The 14,795-nt window shown below is 69.3% G+C and carries 15 protein-coding genes; 7 read left to right on the top strand and 8 right to left on the bottom strand.

Features of this window, described 5'->3' with window-relative positions:
• Nucleotides 1-46 precede the first annotated feature (46 nt).
• Nucleotides 47-880 (bottom strand): helix-turn-helix domain-containing protein, encoded by an 834-nt coding sequence (locus tag ACT3SZ_RS09415; RefSeq protein WP_444618273.1) that lies wholly within the window; start codon nt 878-880, stop codon nt 47-49.
• A gap of 115 nt (nt 881-995) precedes the next feature.
• Here ACT3SZ_RS09415 and ACT3SZ_RS09420 point away from each other — a divergent pair, with 115 nt between their 5' ends.
• From ACT3SZ_RS09420 to ACT3SZ_RS09430, 3 genes are read left to right on the top strand one after another with little or no spacing between them, the layout of a single operon-like run.
• On the top strand, nt 996-1,946 hold the full coding sequence (locus tag ACT3SZ_RS09420) for a quinone oxidoreductase family protein (protein ID WP_444618274.1): 951 nt from the start codon (nt 996-998) through the stop codon (nt 1,944-1,946).
• A gap of 12 nt (nt 1,947-1,958) precedes the next feature.
• A complete protein-coding gene (locus ACT3SZ_RS09425; protein WP_444618275.1) occupies nt 1,959-2,366 on the top strand; it encodes a cupin domain-containing protein in 408 nt (135 codons plus the stop codon).
• 12 nt (nt 2,367-2,378) lie between these two features.
• Nucleotides 2,379-3,233: an aldo/keto reductase gene (locus tag ACT3SZ_RS09430; protein WP_444618276.1), complete on the top strand. Its 855-nt coding sequence runs from the start codon at nt 2,379-2,381 to the stop codon at nt 3,231-3,233.
• Here ACT3SZ_RS09430 and ACT3SZ_RS09435 read toward each other — a convergent pair.
• Nucleotides 3,218-4,618, bottom strand: a complete 1,401-nt coding sequence (locus ACT3SZ_RS09435) for an MFS transporter (protein WP_444618277.1) — start codon at nt 4,616-4,618, stop codon at nt 3,218-3,220. The genes ACT3SZ_RS09430 and ACT3SZ_RS09435 overlap by 16 nt on opposite strands.
• 102 nt (nt 4,619-4,720) lie before the next feature.
• On the opposite strand from ACT3SZ_RS09435, the gene ACT3SZ_RS09440 reads away from it, so the two are divergent.
• Both ACT3SZ_RS09440 and ACT3SZ_RS09445 read left to right on the top strand, forming a co-directional pair.
• The gene (locus tag ACT3SZ_RS09440) at nt 4,721-5,617 is read left to right on the top strand and encodes a helix-turn-helix domain-containing protein (protein WP_444618278.1); all 897 of its coding nucleotides are present in this window, start codon (nt 4,721-4,723) and stop codon (nt 5,615-5,617) included.
• A gap of 54 nt (nt 5,618-5,671) precedes the next feature.
• The gene (locus ACT3SZ_RS09445) at nt 5,672-5,842 is read left to right on the top strand and encodes a hypothetical protein (RefSeq protein WP_301443092.1); all 171 of its coding nucleotides are present in this window, start codon (nt 5,672-5,674) and stop codon (nt 5,840-5,842) included.
• A gap of 87 nt (nt 5,843-5,929) precedes the next feature.
• Here the strand turns inward: ACT3SZ_RS09445 and ACT3SZ_RS09450 are convergent, their stop codons facing one another.
• From ACT3SZ_RS09450 to ACT3SZ_RS09475, 6 genes are all read right to left on the bottom strand, one after another.
• A complete protein-coding gene (locus ACT3SZ_RS09450; RefSeq protein WP_444618279.1) occupies nt 5,930-7,855 on the bottom strand; it encodes a CotH kinase family protein in 1,926 nt (641 codons plus the stop codon).
• A gap of 1 nt (nt 7,856) precedes the next feature.
• Nucleotides 7,857-8,543: a DUF4956 domain-containing protein gene (locus tag ACT3SZ_RS09455; RefSeq protein WP_301441894.1), complete on the bottom strand. Its 687-nt coding sequence runs from the start codon at nt 8,541-8,543 to the stop codon at nt 7,857-7,859.
• A 48-nt stretch (nt 8,544-8,591) separates the two neighbouring features.
• A complete protein-coding gene (locus ACT3SZ_RS09460; protein WP_444618280.1) occupies nt 8,592-9,515 on the bottom strand; it encodes a polyphosphate polymerase domain-containing protein in 924 nt (307 codons plus the stop codon).
• Between the two features lie 14 nt (nt 9,516-9,529).
• On the bottom strand, nt 9,530-10,714 hold the full coding sequence (locus ACT3SZ_RS09465; RefSeq protein WP_444618281.1) for a sensor histidine kinase: 1,185 nt from the start codon (nt 10,712-10,714) through the stop codon (nt 9,530-9,532).
• Between the two features lie 99 nt (nt 10,715-10,813).
• A complete protein-coding gene (locus ACT3SZ_RS09470; RefSeq protein WP_444618282.1) occupies nt 10,814-11,689 on the bottom strand; it encodes a siderophore-interacting protein in 876 nt (291 codons plus the stop codon).
• Between the two features lie 20 nt (nt 11,690-11,709).
• On the bottom strand, nt 11,710-12,705 hold the full coding sequence (locus ACT3SZ_RS09475) for an ABC transporter substrate-binding protein (RefSeq protein ID WP_444618283.1): 996 nt from the start codon (nt 12,703-12,705) through the stop codon (nt 11,710-11,712).
• Nucleotides 12,706-12,768: 63 nt separating this feature from the next.
• On the opposite strand from ACT3SZ_RS09475, the gene ACT3SZ_RS09480 reads away from it, so the two are divergent.
• Entirely contained in the window at nt 12,769-14,103 is a 1,335-nt protein-coding gene (locus tag ACT3SZ_RS09480) for a helix-turn-helix domain-containing protein (protein WP_444618284.1), read from the top strand.
• Nucleotides 14,104-14,126: 23 nt separating this feature from the next.
• Nucleotides 14,127-14,783, top strand: a complete 657-nt coding sequence (locus tag ACT3SZ_RS09485) for an HAD-IA family hydrolase (RefSeq protein WP_444618285.1) — start codon at nt 14,127-14,129, stop codon at nt 14,781-14,783.
• The last annotated feature ends 12 nt before the right edge of the window (nt 14,784-14,795 follow it).

The raw sequence follows: 14,795 nt of genomic DNA on the forward strand, positions 1-14,795 counted from the left end.
CCATGAGCCTATCTGCCCCGAGGACCCCTCGCCAGGGTTCGGACGCTCAGGCATGGCCGGCGAGGCGGCGCAGCGCCGCATAGGTCGCGGTGTCCTCACCGGCGGTCCACACCACGATCTGCTGCTCCGGGTCATCGGCTTTAACCAGGGTGTCCCAGTCGAGCTCGAGTTCGCCGACCTCCGGGTGCACCAGGGTCTTGGTGCCGGTGGTCAGGCTGGCCACGGTGCGTGCGGCCCACCAGGAGGCGAACTGGGCGTCGCCCACGGAGAGCTCGCCGACCAGGGCGGTTAGCCGGGCGTCGTCCGGGTAGCGCGCCGCCTCCATGCGCAGTTGCGCCACCGCGGTACGTGCCACGGTCTCCCAGTCCTTGTACAACGCCCGCATCCTGGGATCCGTGAACAGTAGTCGTACGTAATTACGCCGGGCGGCGGGGACCTCGCCGAAGTCGAGCATCATCGCCGCGGCCAAGGGGTTCCAGGCCAGAATGTCCATGCGCCGGCCCATGACTATCGCCGGGGTGGTGCTCAGGTCGTCGAGCACGCGGCGCAATTGGGGCAGTACGGTCTGTCCCACCCTGCGCGGGGTGCGCACCAGGTCCTTGCCGGACAGACTGACCAGGTAGGAGCGTTGGTCCTCGTCGAGCTGCAGCACATCGGCCAGGACGGTGAGTACGGGTGCGGACACCCGGATGCGGCCCTGCTCGACGCGGGTATAGTAGTCGGTGCTGATGTTGGCCAGGGAGGCGACCTCCTCGCGGCGCAGCCCGGGCACCCGGCGCGGGCCCGGGGTTTGCGTGACACCGGCCTGCCGTGGGGTCAGTCCGCTGCGCCGGGTGCGCAGGAAGGTGCCGAGTTCGTTCATCCGGGTGTCGCCGCTCATCGCACCAGTATGTCAGCGGGGGAGGGATTTGTCCCAGGATGTTTTCCTCCGCTGCGGGGGCGCGAAAGGGGGAGAAGTATGGAGCGGTAGCCCAGAGAAGCGAAGGAGATGGCATATGCGTGCACTTGTCGCCGGACGTGGTCCGGTGTGGGTCCTCGACGAGGTCGAGACCCCGACGCCCGCGGCCGGGGAGGTCCTGGTCCGAAACTACGCGTCCGCATCGAATAACGCGGACCTGCCGATGCTCGATGCGGCGGACAGTGAGTTCACCGCCGGTTTCGAGTACGCCGGTGAGATCGTCGCCGTCGGGGAGGACGCCGGGACGTGGCAGGTCGGCGATGCGGTGATGGGTTCGGTACCGGCATCCTTCGCCGAGTACGTCGTCGCCGACCACCGGTTCGTCCTGCCGCGGCCCGAGGGGCTGGCTCCCGAGGTCGGCTGCGCGCTGCCGACGGGCCTGCTCACCGAGCACGGCGCGCTCACGGTGGCGCAGTTTCGTGCCGGACGCAGCGTCCTGGTCACCGGTGCCACCAGCGGTATCGGCATGATCGGCGTGCAGATGGCGAAGGCGCTCGGGGCGTCCTGCGTGATCGCGACGACGCGCTCGGCGGCCGCGCGCGAGCGGCTCACCGCGCTGGGCGCGGACGTGGTCGTCGTCACCGGTGAGGAGGACCTCGCCGAGGCGGTGCTCGCCGCGACCGACGGGCGCGGGGTGGACGTGGTGCTCGATCATGTCGCCGGGCAGACCTTCGCCGACTGCCTGCCCGCCACCGCGGTGGACGGGCACGTGGTGAACATCGGCCGGCTCGCCGGGGCGGCGTCCACCATTGACCTGGACGCGCTGTCCTACCGGCACCTCACGGTGCACGGCGTATCCTTCGGTTTCACCCGCGACGACGAGATGGCGCGCACCATCGCCGGGCTGCTGCCGGAGGTGATCCCCGCGGTCGCGCGCGGGGAGATCCGCCCGGTGATCGACTCCACGCTCGCGGCGTCCGACGCGAAAGACCTTGCCGCGCGCCTGCGCAGCGGCGACGCCGACGGAAAAATCGTCCTGACCTTTTAAAGGAGCACAACTATGAGTGACTACACACCGACCTTCCCGATCGGCGAGCCCAACACGGCCTTCGCCGAGTACTTCGTGGGGCAGAGTTTCCTGACCATGCTCACCACCGAGGGAGTGACCATCGGCAACGTGACTTTCGAGCCGGGCTGCCGCAATAACTGGCACATCCACCACGCCTCGTCCGGCGGCGGGCAGATCCTGCTGTGCACCGACGGCAGCGGCTGGTACCAGGCCGAGGGCGAGGCCCCGGTGAGCATGACGCCCGGCACGGTGGTGAGCATCCCCGCCGGCCAGAAGCACTGGCACGGCGCGAAGGCGGACTCCTGGTTCACCCACCTGGCCGTCGAGGTGCCCGGCGAGGACACCTCCAATGAGTGGCTGGAGCCGGTCACCGACGAGCACTACGAGAACCTGAGCTAGAAGGAGCTGATCGTGAGCTACACCGAGACACTGACCCTGAACAACGACGTCACCATCCCCGCGCTGGGGCTGGGCACCTGGTTCATCGACGACGACAAGGCCGCCCAGGCCGTGCGCGACGCCGTGGACGCCGGCTACCGCAACATCGACACCGCCCAGGCCTACGGCAATGAACGCGGCGTGGGTGAGGGCGTGCGCAGCAGCGACGTGGCACGTGGGGACCTGTTCGTCTCCACGAAACTCGCCGCGGAGGTCAAGGACTACGACGAGGCCGTCGCCGCGATCGACGGCTCGCTGGAGACCATGGGCCTGGATTACATCGACCTGATGCTGATCCACTCCCCGCAGCCGTGGGACGACTTCCGCGGCGGCGACTACGCCGAGGGCAACCGTGAGGCGTGGCGCGCCCTGGAAGATGCGTACAAGGCCGGCAAGCTGCGGGCGATCGGGGTGTCGAACTTCCGGGAGGCCGACCTCGACAACATCCTCGGCTCCTGCACCGTGACCCCGCAGGTCAACCAGCTGCTGGTGCACGCCGGCAACACCCCGGCCGGGCTGCTGGACTACTGCGCGTCCAAGGACATCGTGGTCGAGGCGTACTCGCCGATCGCCCACGGGGAGATCCTGGACAACGACAACGTGGGCCAGATCGCCGAGCGTTACGGGGTGAGCGTGCCGCAGCTGTGCATCCGCTACACCCTGCAGCTGGGCACGGTCTCCCTGCCGAAGACGGCGAATCCGGAGCACATGCGCTCCAACGCCGAGCTCGATTTCGCGATCAGCGAGGCCGACATGGACACCCTGCGCGGCCTCGACGAGCGCGACTACGGCGAGTCCAGCGCCTTCCCGGTCTACGCCGGCAAGTAGCGCTTACGCGCGAGCGGCAGGACGGCGACAGCGGCGGCGAGCACGGCGACGACGAGCATGAGCGTCCCGCCCCGGTAGGCGTCCACGACGCGTCCGAGGACGGTGTCCGCGCCGGCCGCCGCGGCGGTGAGTACCGCCACCCCGAGGGTGGAGCCGAGCTGGTGGGCGGCGTTGACCAGGCCGGACGCCGCCCCCGCATCCTGCGGCAGCGCGCCGGCGACCCCGGCGGAGGTCAGTGGGCCGAAGGTGAGGCCCTGGCCCGCGCCGAGCAGCAGCATCGGGCCGACAACGCCGGCCAGGTAGCTGGTCGAGGCGTCCAGTCCGGTCATCCAGGCCATGCCTGCGGTGACCGTGAGCAGCCCGAGGAGCAGCAGGGGAGCGCCGCCGAACCGGCCGGTCAGCCGGGGGACCGCCAGGGAAACGGCGAACTGCACCGCCGTCATCGGCAGGAACCCCAGCCCCGCCTGCAACGGCGACCATCCGTAGACGCCCTGGAAGAGCTGCGTGGTGAAGAAGAAGTAGGCGATCATCGTGCCGGCGAACAACAGCCGCGCCACCGCCGCCCCGGAGCGTTGCCGGCTGGCGAATAGGCGCAACGGCAGGATCGGCTGCGGTGCGACCCGCTCGGCGACGACGAAGAGCACGAGCACGACCAGTCCGCCGAGCAGCGGGCCGAGTGCACGCGGCTGCGTCCACCCGTCCTCCCCGGCGTTGATGATGCCGTAGACCACCGCACCCATGCCCACCGTGGACGTCAGCGCGCCGATCAGGTCGAAACGCGCCCGGACCGTCCGGAAGCCGGGCAGGTAGCGTGCGGCGAGCACGATCATCACCACCGCAATAGGTACGTTGACCAGGAAACCAGCGCGCCAGGACACCGCCGAGGCCAATGCCCCGCCGACGACGAGGCCCAGGCTCGCGCCCAGTCCGGCGGTGGTGCCGTAGGCCGCGGTGGCCCGCGTGCGCTGCGGGCCGGCGGGGAAGAGCGCGGTGATCAACGACAGGGAGGACGGTGCGACGACCGCCGCGCCGGCGCCCTGCACCGCCCGCGCGGCGATCAACCACGTGGCGTCCTGCGCCGCGCCGACCAGCAGTGAGGCGACGCCGAACACGGCCAGCCCGGCGATGAACACCCGCCGACGTCCCAGGACGTCGCCGAGGCGCGCGCCGAGCAGGATCAGCCCGCCGAAGACCAGCGTGTAGGCGTTCTGCGTCCACGCCGCCGCGGCGTCCGACAGGCCGAAGGACGCCTGGATCTGCGGCAGGCCGGTGAAGATGATCGAATTGTCGAGCAGGATCATGAAGTAGCTCGCCAACACCAGCACCATGATCATGGTGGTGTGGCGGGGCGGGGAGGTCGTGCTTGTTGTCGTGCTTGTTTTCATGGCATCCAGTGCACCGCGCGCGGACGCCCGCAGGAAGTGACGACTGATCCGTGTATTCGCCGTACACCCCACGGGCGCGCGGCGACGATTAGCGTGAGGGGCATGGATCAGCGAAATGAGGTCGGCGACTTCCTGCGCAGCAGGCGTGACAAGGTGACCCCCGAGCAGGTCGGGATCATCGGCGGTGGACGCCGCCGCGTGCCCGGGCTGCGTCGCGAGGAGGTCGCCATGCTCGGCGGCATCAGCGTGGACTACTACGCGAAGATGGAACGCGGGGACCTGCGCGGGGTGTCCCCGGAGATCCTCGACAGCGTGGCGCGGGCCCTTCGCCTCGACGACGCCGAGAACGACCACCTCCACGACCTCGCCCGCGCCGCCGATCCCTACCCGGCGCGGCGGCAGGGCAAGCGGGGACGGCAGGTACGCACGGTGACCCCGGGGCTGCAACGTTTCGTCGACGCCGTCACCGGTGCCCCGGTCTGGGTGCGCGACCGGCGCATGGACCTGGTCACCGCCAACGCCCTGGGCCGGGCGCTGTACGCGCCGGTGCTGCAGGACGCCGACGGGCGCGGCAACACCGCACGGTTCATGTTCCTCAGCCCGGCGGCGCGCACCTTCTTCCCCGAGTGGGACGCCGGGGCGGACGCCATCGTCGCCACGATGCGCACCTACGCCGGCCAGAACCCCCACGACAAGGGGCTGACCGACCTGATCGGCGAACTGGTGACCCGCAGCGACGCCTTCCGGCAGCGCTGGGCCGCCCACGACGTGCGCCACCACCGCGCCGGGGTGAAACGCATCAACCATCCCGACGTCGGCGACCTGGAACTGACCTATGAGGCGATGGACCTGCCCGCCAACCCGGACTGGTTCATGTTCGGCTACACCGCCGAACCCGGCAGCCCCACCGAGGAGCGTCTGAAGCTGCTGGGTAGCCTCGCCGCCACCGCGGAGGTGTCCGAGACATCGTCACTGCGGGGTAGTGGGCGGGGAGCGTAACCTGGGGCACGTAAAGGATCCCGACATTTTCCGAGAAGGTACATGGAGGTCACGATGAGCGACGACAAGAAGCGCGACGACGAGGACCTGGCCAAGAAGAAGATCGCGGACGACGAGTCCGAGCGTCCCGGTTCCGGCAAGGAGAGCCACGAGGCCGCCGAGAACAGGGTGGACCAGTGGGAGGAGGAGTCCTTCCCCGGAAGTGACCCGCCCGCACACTACTGACGCGGCCGCAATCCGCAGCAAAAAAGAGTCCCGGTCACCGTCCCCATGGGGGATGGTGACCGGGACTCTTTCTCTGCCGAGGGTGACTCAGGCGTCGGTCTGATCGGTCTGATCTGCCTGGGTGCCAGTGTCGGTATCGGTGTCGTCGGGACGTCCGCCGCCCATGCCACCACCCATACCGCCGCCCATGCCGGAACTGGGCTCCGGGGCCTCCTCGCTGAGGGACTCCAGGCTCGAGCGGATCGACTCGGAGAGAGACTCTGCACCGGTGTCGCCGGCAGCGACCGCCCGCTCCGTGAGTTCGTCGAGGGTGTCGAGCGCGTAGCCGCTGGCGATCAGCTGGTCGTACAGGTCGGCGTAGGCGCTGTCGTACATCGCACGGAACTCCTCGTTGTCGAGGAAACGCTCCTTGAGGATGCTGCTGTCGCTTCCGCCGCCGGGACCACCGCCGCCTTCGCCGTCCTCGTCACCGCCGCCGGGGCCGCCCATGCCGCCTTCGGGCATCTCGCCCATGTCGCCCATGTCGGTGCCGTCAGGCATCTGCGGCATCTCACCGTCCTGCGGCATGCCCTGCATGCCGCCCTCAGGCATCTCGCCCATCTCTCCCATCTCGGCGCCGTCGGGCATCTGCGGCATGTCGCCGGACGCAGCGGCGTCGTCATCTGCGGTGCCGTCGGCGGCATCGCCCGTCGCGTCGTCCTGCGTGGTGCCGTCCTGCGTGGTGCCGTCCTGCGTGGTGCCGTCCTGGGTGGTGTCGGCACCCATGCCGCCACCCATGCCGCCGCCACCGCCCATGCCGCCGGACAGCGACATGTTCAGGTCCCAGGACAGGATCGTGAACTGCTCCTCGTCGGCGTCGTACCAGAGGTAGTAGTTATTGCCCGGGCCGTCCATCGCGTCGTTATTCGACAGGATCTCCTGCATGGCCAGGTACTCCGCGTAGGACTCCGCGTCGATGTAGTCGTCGAGCTGCTCGGCGAACTCCTCGTCGGTGGAGTCGTTGAGGAACTTCACCAGGTTAATCACGGGTTGCAGGTCGTACCCGCCCTCGCTGTTGATCTGCTTGAAGGAGTCCTCGTACTCCGTCGGGTCCTCGCCCAGGTAGTCCAGGGAACCGTCGGCACGCGCCTTGTAGAGCACGCCGTTGCCCAAGTCGTCCGCCCACGGGGCGTCCGGGGTGTCGAGCACGATGCGCGCCACCGAGTCGCCGCCGTTGACCGACACCGAGGTGAAGCTGTAGTCCTGCGTTGTCTGGCCGGCCTCGGCGGTCATCTCCAGGGCGAGTGCCTCGTTCAAGGCCACATCCGAACCGCTGGTGGCTGGACGCAAGGCGATCTCGGTCATGCCCTCGTAGGCGCGACCCTCCTCGTACTCGTCGAAGCTGATCAGCCACGGGAGGTCCTCGGGGGAGTCCTCGGAGAGCTGGATCATGCTTCCACCTCCACCTCCGCCGCCCATACCGTCCTGCTCGGCGTCGTCTGCCTCGGTGTCAGCGTCGGTAGCGGTGTCGTCGCCAGTAGCGTCCGGGTCAGCAGCAGCGTCGTCAGCAGCGGTGTCGTCCTCGTTCTCGCCGGGGCCGCCGCCCATCTCGCCGCCCATGCCGCCACCCATACCGCCGCTCAGCGACGACAGCGTGGAGTTGCCCTTGAGCCGCAGTCCGACGTTCTCGATCAGCGTTCCGTCGATGGTGATGTCGGCACGGATGTACTCCTTCTCACCCTCGTTCTGGAAGGTGGAGATCATCTCGTCGTACTCGGTCTGGTTGAAGGTGATGTCGATGGTGTGCTCGCCGCCATCGTCGAAGAGTTCCGTGTCGCCCTCGATGTTCTGCGTGATCACCGTCTCGGACACCAGGTCCGAGGTGATGTACGGGCGCACCATGCTGGCACCGAAGACCAGGGCCACGGCCACGCACACCGCGATGGCGGTGACGAGCAGTTTCCAGTGGTGGCGCAGCCGCACCGGCAACCGGTGCCGTAGCGGCGTGCGCTTGGCGTTGGTGGAGTCCGTCATGTCACATATCCGTCTGGTCGTACCCGGTCAGGACGGTGGCCTTCTGGCCGGCGTTGACCACCCGGAGCTCATTGATGAGGTCGGCGGCCTTGACGTCCTTCTTCAGCTTCGCGGTGTAGCTGTACTCCACCAACGACCCGCCGCGCACGCTCTCGGTGCTGATCAGCTCGTACTCGGTGGTGTTGCGGATCAGGATGTCGTCGATGACCGGGCTGTAGTCGTCACCATCGGCGGGGACCTGCAGCTTCACGACCTGACGCTGGACGTCCAGGGCGAACCAGTTGAACCGGTGCATCACCAGGATCACCGCGCAGATCACGACGGTGGCCAGGATCGCCAGCGTGTAGAAGCGGGTACCGCAGGCCATGCCGATGCCCATCACCAGGAAGATGAAGCCCACGTCGCGGGTTTCCTTGATGGCGTTACGGAAGCGGACCACGGACAGGGCGCCCACCAGGGCGAATGCCCGGGCCACGTTCGAGCCGACGACGAGCATGATCAGGGAGATCAGCATGCCCAGGATGATCAGGGTCTGCACGTAGCCCTGGCTGTAGCTGATGTTCTTGTGGGTGTTGCGGTAGACCCAGGCGACCACGAGGCTGCAGACGAAGGCGAGGGTCAGGGAGAGCAGGACGTCAGCGACGCTGAACGTTCCGGAGAGGTCGGTGAGACCGAAATCGAGGTTCATGGGGAAGTCTTTCTCCTGGTGACGAAAAGTTGGTTGGGGAAGGGGGGATTAGTGGACGTGACTGTGGCGGGGCGTGTACTCCGCCGTGTCGGACGGTTCGGACGGCCCCGCCGTGCCGGACGGTTCGGACGGCCCTGCCGCCTCGGCGCCCAGCGCCGCGGGGTCGACGTGGTCGTCGTCCGGGGCGTGGAACAGCGAGCGTGGTGCCATGCCGTGGGCCTCGACGCTCTGGCAGTACTTCGAGATCCGCTGGACCTGCAGGTCGTGGCGGGCGGCCATGTCGGTCACCCAGTAGGGTGCGCGTTCATTGACCTTGACCTCCATCACCGCCAGGTCCGGGCGGATGATGTAGCGGCTGTCGGTCTCGGCACGCAGGTCGAAGTCGCGGTCACGGCCACGCACCCGGTGGTCCAGGGTGACCCGCAGACCGAGGTCGGCATCCGAGCCCACGTACGGTTCCCGGCGGTAGCCGGTCATCGCCATGGGACGCAGGTCCAGGCGGATGACCAGGTCCAGGACCTCGTCGATGAAGCTCTGGTCGGCGCCGGGGTACTCCACGCGCTGGCGGCGGTCGCACAGGTCCAGGGCCAGGTTGTAGGGCAGCATCACCCGGCGTTTCTGGGTGACGCGGTTGACCCGCTGCTTGATCTCCACGGAGACCATCGAGTCGGCGGTGAGCGGTTCGTCGGCCCCACCGGTCTCGCCGTAGCGGCGGATCCGCAGTTTGCGGCGGAACTTCAGGCCCTCGATCTTCTCGTAGTAGAAGCGCAGGTTGTCGGTGTCGTAGTAGACGCTCCACACCCCGTAGCCGCGGGGCCCGGCGTGCGGGTCGCGTTCCATGCGGTCGGTGAGTTCCTGGCGGATCGCCGGGATCTGCTCGGCGGGCACGAGGTACTTCAACTCGTAGCGGTTGAAGGAGTGCAGTTTGCCCGGCGCGCGCAGCTGGTGGCTGATCTTGTTCGGTTTCGTCATGGTTGGTCCTTTCCTCAGGTGTCTTTTAAGGGGAGTTCGGTGACGAGGGTGAAGATGTCGTTGTCCTTTCTGAGCGTGACGGTGCCGCCGGCGGCGGTGACCCGCTCGCGGAGCCCGGTCAGGCCCAACTGGCCGCTGGGCGCATTCGGCTGGTTCGGGTCGGCCCGCGACGTCGGGTTGGTGACGGTGACCAGCACCGAGTCGTCCAGCACCGAGACGCTCGCGTCGGCGGCGCGTCCGGAGCCGTGTTTGTGGGCGTTGGTCAGACCCTCCTGCACCACCCGGTAGGTCACCTGGCCGACGGTGGTGCCGACGCGGTCCGGATCGCCGTCGGCGTGCAGGTTGACCTGCATCCCGGAGGCGGTCATGGAGTCGACGAGGGCGTCGAGGTCGCGCAGGCCGGGCTGCGGGTGCCGCGTCGCGGCGTCCTCCCGCAGGTAGTTCAGCAGGACGCCGATGTCGCCGAGCACCTCCCGGGAGGCCGCGCGGATGGTGCCGAGGGATTCGCGGGCCTTGTCCGGGCGGGTGTCCAGGGAACTGGACGCCACGCCGGCGTTGAGGCTGATCACCGAGATCTGGTGGGCGACGGTGTCGTGCAGATCCTGGGCGATGCGCAGGCGTTCCTCGGCGACGCGGCGGCGCGCCTCGGCCTCACGGGTCTGTTCGGCACGTTCGGCGCGTTCGGTGGCCGCGCGGGTGAACTCGCGGCGGGAGCGGGCACTGTCGCCGAGCGCGCCAGCGATGGCGATGCCCGCGGCGATCTGGAAGACCTGCGGGTCCAGGGTGATCTGCTCGGTGGTGAACAGGCTGATCACGGCGACGAGGACGGAACCGACACCGCAGAGGGTGAAGGACACCGGACGCCGTGTCTGGTTGGCGACACTGTAGGCGGCGATGATCGCGGCGATGCCGGGGCCGAGAGTCTGGATGTCGGCGACCAGGGCGCTGAGGTAGATGCACAGGGCGGCGGTGAACACGGCCACCGGCACACTGCGGCGCAGCGGGATCTGCAGCGCGGCGATGAGGGAGAGGATTACGGGGGCGAGCGTGGGAAGCAGCTCGGGGATGGCCGCCCCACCGGGGCCCGCCATCGGCGGACGCGGGCTGGGGAACGCGGAGGGGATCATGACGAGAATCATGAGTGCCACGTCCCCGGCCCACCGCGGGATGCGGTGCTCCGGATGAGGTCGACTGGTCATATGACCATTCTTTCCCCGGCGGGGCCGGGGCGAATCCCGCAGACGTGGGATTCTGGCGTACCACGTTCGTAGTACGACGGCAGGGTCGGCAGATACCCGCTAGATCTCGATATCGAAATCGTCGGCGTCGCCGAAGGTGCGTCCCTGCTCCTGGTAGGACGCCGCGGCGCGCAGGCGCGCCAGGTCGGCCTGCGTGCCGGACTTGCCGCGTCGCCAGTAGCCGAAGACCTGGACCTGGGCCTTCGGCAGCTCCAGGACCTTCAGGCAGTGGTGGCGCACGCCGCGGATGTCCTCACGCTCGCCGGCGGCCCAGAAGACCGTGGTGTCGTCCGAGGGGAGTTCGCCGACGAGGTCGGCCAGGGGAGTGCCCGCGGTGCCGTCGGTGAGTCGGACGTCCGCGCCGGGGAAGTCGGCGGCGTAGGCCGTCGGGTCGCCGTCCGGCACAGCCAGGGTCACGGTGTCCACGGCCACCGCGCGGGCGATCGCGCTGGCGGCGGGGTACGCCGAACCGTCCGCCAGCAGGTGGATGCGCTGCTCGGGGGAGGTGCGCGTCGGCGCGGGGTGCGGACGCGGCCCGGCGAAGGGCACGAGGTCGCCGGGGGTCAGGTCGCGCAGCCAGCACATCATCGGCGAGTCCTCGCCGTGCACCACCACGTCCACATCCAGGGTCGCGGTGTCGCGGTCGAAGGCGGCGACGGTGTAGACCCGCCGGCACGTGTCGGGCTGGCCGGTCATCTCGCCGATCGCGTCACCGGGATCGGGGATCGCCAGGCGTACCGCCAGGTTGGTGGGCTCCCAGGCGGCGTGGTCGGTGATCCCGGCGACGTGGCCGGTGACGCGCACCAGCCACGGGTGGCGCTGGGTCACGGAGGTGACCTCGATGGCCAGTTCGCTCAGGCCCTTGGTGTGCTCCTCACTGCTGAGGACCGAGGTCACGACCTCTTTGTCGGTGCTTGTGGTAGTGCTGTTATTCATGCGGCTCCTTTCCGGGGGTGTCAGAGGTTGCTGAAGTAGGTGTCGAGTTCGTCGAGCAGCCACGGGATGGCCAGCGCCGTCGGCGCGCCGAGGGCGGTGGCGGCGGCGGACTGCAGCTCGGCGGCCGTGCCGGCCTCCACGGACGGCAGCGACGACCAGCCGGCGAGCCCGTCGGGCAGAGCGTCCGGCGTCGTGCCGCGCACCCACACGGCCAGCAGGTCCATGTCGAGCAGGCTGATGTTCTCGGCGGACACCGTGATGCCGCGGGCGCTTGCCTCGCCCTCGATCTCGTCGGCGGTGAGGTCCATGCCCAGGTCGGTGAAGAACTTATTGGCCGCGTCGTCCTCCGAGGACAGCACGCTGAACGAGCCGTCGCTGTAGGCGGCGTAGGCGAAGCTCGCCCCGTCGACCGCCGGGTAGTCCTCGGTGACCTGTGCCATGCGCTCGTCGACGTCCGCGACGACCTCCTCGGCCTGGTCCTGCTCGTCGAGGATGCGTCCGGCGGCGGTGGTGACCTCACGCCAGTCGTCGACCTTGCCGGTGCCGACGGTGGCCACCGTGGGGGCGATCTCCGACAGGGCGTCGTAGGTCGCCTGGTCGGGAACGTAGCCGGCGAGGATCACATCCGGGTTCGTCGCGGCGATCTCCTCCAGACCGAAGGACTCGATGGCGTTGCCGCCGCCACCGGTGTTCGTGATCGTCTCACCGGCGGCTTCGGTGCTCCAGGGCACGCCGTCGGTGAAGACGGAGCTGATGACCTCGGTTGCCACCGGGTGGCCCAGCGCGGCGAAGGCATCCGACCACGCCTGGCTGAAGCTGATGGCGTGCTCCGGGTTCACCGGTACCTCGGTGCTGCCGTAGGCGTGCTCCACGGTCTCGGTGCTGGTGCTGTTCTCGGCGCTGGCGCTTGCGCTGGTGCTGCTCTCGTCGTCCGAAGACGACGAGCACGCCGCCAACCCGACCACGCATGCGCACGCCACGAGCACCGACATGCCCCGCGTTCCTGCTGTTCTCACTTCTTGTCCTCCTTGTAGCTAAGCCTGACCTTCTTTACGGGGGACGAGTGTACGGTCGGACGCATGGCCCGGATTGACCGTATGACGCATCCTGTTGAACTCAGGTTCCCCGTCTTCTTCTGGACGCTCACCGGCTCCGCGCACGTGATCGTCGGCAAAGGGACGAGCGCCAGCCTCCGGCTCGGCGAGGGACGCGGCGTGTGGGTCAATGCAGGTCAGCGCCTGCGCGTCGACCGCGCGCCGGACGCCGTGGTGCTCGGCATGCGCTGCCGCGGTGACGATGACCTGCCCTTCGCCGTGCAGGGTGGGGCGACCACCGGGGCGGTGGACGCCGCCTGGCACGGTCGGCTCGTCGACCAGTTCGCCTCGAGCCTGGGCTACCTGCAGGAGGACCGTCGTGCGGCACCGGCGGCGATGCCCACCTCAACCGGCGCGCGCGAGGCCGCGCGCATCCTGCTGGATGACCTGAGTACACCGGTCGACGTCGCCGACCTGGCTGCTGCCGTGCACCTGTCGGCAGCCACGCTGAACCGCCGGTTTCGTGCGGAGACCACGCTCAGCGTGGGGCAGTGGCGGGCGCGGGCCCGGGTCGCCACCGCCGAGGCGTACCTACGCGAACCCGGGGCCACACTGGAGTCCGCCGCACACTGGGTGGGCCTGTCCTCGGCCTCGGCGCTGTCGCGGCTGATGCGCACGACCGCCGCACCATCGCAGGCCCCGGCGCACACCGGCGCGGCGCGCTCGACGTGGCCGCGCACCAACCGGATGCACGTGCTGGTCTGGGTGCACCGCGGCAGCGCGCAGGTCTCTGCCGGTGAACGCACCGTGGAGTTGGCCGAGGGGGCATTGGCCTGGCTTCCCGCCGGGATCCCGAACGTGGTGCGCATGGACGCCGGCAGCCTCGTACTGCCGGTCGGCGCACGCGTCGGCAGGACGCCGCGGGCCGGCGGGCCGGTCCGCGTCCACCCGCAGGACGCCGCCGCGCTGCTCGCAGCGTCCGCACGCGAGTACGACCCGATCGCGCCGACCACCACAGCGCTGGTGGATGGATTGTTCTACGGTTATCTCGCCCGTGGCTCCGAGGAGGACCGGCAGGGTTCCCGGCTGATGACGCGGCTGCTCGAGGAGTTCCACCGTGAACCGTCCTCAGACCGGTCGGTGGGGCAGTGGGCGGAGCACCTGGGCTGCACGCGCGACGAGCTGGAGGAGGCGCTGGACGGGGGATTTCGCCGGTGGCGGACCTCGGCGAGGATGGGCATCGCCCGCCAACTGCTCTTCGCCGGAGTGCCGGTGCGCAGCATCGCGACGCACCTCGGCTACTCCAGCACCAGTTCCTTCAGCCACGTCTTCGCCCGCGAGCACGGCGTGGCACCGAGCAACTACCGGGGCTACGTGTGATCGGCGCCGGTACGGTGGGGTGCATGTTCACCGTCGCCGCCATTCTTTTCGACATCGACGGCACCCTCGTCGACTCCACTCCCGCGGTCGAGCGGGCCTGGCGGAGGTGGGCCGTCGACCACGGCATCGACGCCGAGGCGGTGCTCGCCGTCTGTCACGGGCGTCGCTCCGCCGACACGATCGCCGACTTCCTCCCGGCCGACCAGGTTGCTGCGGAGGCAGCGGACCTGGAACGACGGGAGGCCGGGGACGTTGACGGCGTGGTGGCACTGCCCGGGGCGGCGGACCTGCTCGCCACCCTGCCGGACCATGCGTGGGCGGCGGTGACCTCCGGGTCGCAGGCGCTGATGCGGGCTCGACTGACGGCGGCGGGCCTGCCCGTGCCACGGATCCTCGTGGCCGCCGACGACGTGACCGAGGGCAAACCCGACCCCGAGGGCTACCTCAGCGCCGCCGCGAAGCTGGGAGTCGAACCACAGGACTGCCTGGTCGTCGAGGACGCTCCGGCGGGACTCGCCGCCGGCCACGCGGCCGGGGCACGGGTGGTCGCGGTCGCCACGTCCCACCCGCGTGAGGAACTGGAGCGGCAGGACGGCGTCTCCGAGGTCCTCGACGAGCTCACCGAGCTCACGGTTGAGGTGTCGTCCGGACTGCTGTCGATCACCGCGTCGCAGCGGTAGCAGTTGCCGCCG

It is taken from the genome of Corynebacterium sp. AOP40-9SA-29 (genome assembly GCF_052377405.1).
Taxonomy (GTDB): Bacteria; Actinomycetota; Actinomycetes; order Mycobacteriales; family Mycobacteriaceae; genus Corynebacterium.

Bases quoted from the DNA above. Each gene is read 5' to 3' on its own strand.
- ACT3SZ_RS09440 (WP_444618278.1), top strand. From the start codon at position 4,721: ATGGATCAGCGAAATGAGGTCGGCGACTTCCTGCGCAGCAGGCGTGAC.
- ACT3SZ_RS09425 (WP_444618275.1), top strand. From the start codon at position 1,959: ATGAGTGACTACACACCGACCTTCCCGATCGGCGAGCCCAACACGGCC.
- ACT3SZ_RS09415 (WP_444618273.1), bottom strand. From the start codon at position 880: ATGAGCGGCGACACCCGGATGAACGAACTCGGCACCTTCCTGCGCACC.
- ACT3SZ_RS09450 (WP_444618279.1), bottom strand. From the start codon at position 7,855: ATGACGGACTCCACCAACGCCAAGCGCACGCCGCTACGGCACCGGTTG.
- ACT3SZ_RS09470 (WP_444618282.1), bottom strand. From the start codon at position 11,689: ATGAATAACAGCACTACCACAAGCACCGACAAAGAGGTCGTGACCTCG.
- ACT3SZ_RS09420 (WP_444618274.1), top strand. From the start codon at position 996: ATGCGTGCACTTGTCGCCGGACGTGGTCCGGTGTGGGTCCTCGACGAG.
- ACT3SZ_RS09455 (WP_301441894.1), bottom strand. From the start codon at position 8,543: ATGAACCTCGATTTCGGTCTCACCGACCTCTCCGGAACGTTCAGCGTC.
- ACT3SZ_RS09480 (WP_444618284.1), top strand. From the start codon at position 12,769: ATGGCCCGGATTGACCGTATGACGCATCCTGTTGAACTCAGGTTCCCC.
- ACT3SZ_RS09465 (WP_444618281.1), bottom strand. From the start codon at position 10,714: ATGACCAGTCGACCTCATCCGGAGCACCGCATCCCGCGGTGGGCCGGG.
- ACT3SZ_RS09445 (WP_301443092.1), top strand. From the start codon at position 5,672: ATGAGCGACGACAAGAAGCGCGACGACGAGGACCTGGCCAAGAAGAAG.
- ACT3SZ_RS09460 (WP_444618280.1), bottom strand. From the start codon at position 9,515: ATGACGAAACCGAACAAGATCAGCCACCAGCTGCGCGCGCCGGGCAAA.
- ACT3SZ_RS09435 (WP_444618277.1), bottom strand. From the start codon at position 4,618: ATGAAAACAAGCACGACAACAAGCACGACCTCCCCGCCCCGCCACACC.
- ACT3SZ_RS09485 (WP_444618285.1), top strand. From the start codon at position 14,127: ATGTTCACCGTCGCCGCCATTCTTTTCGACATCGACGGCACCCTCGTC.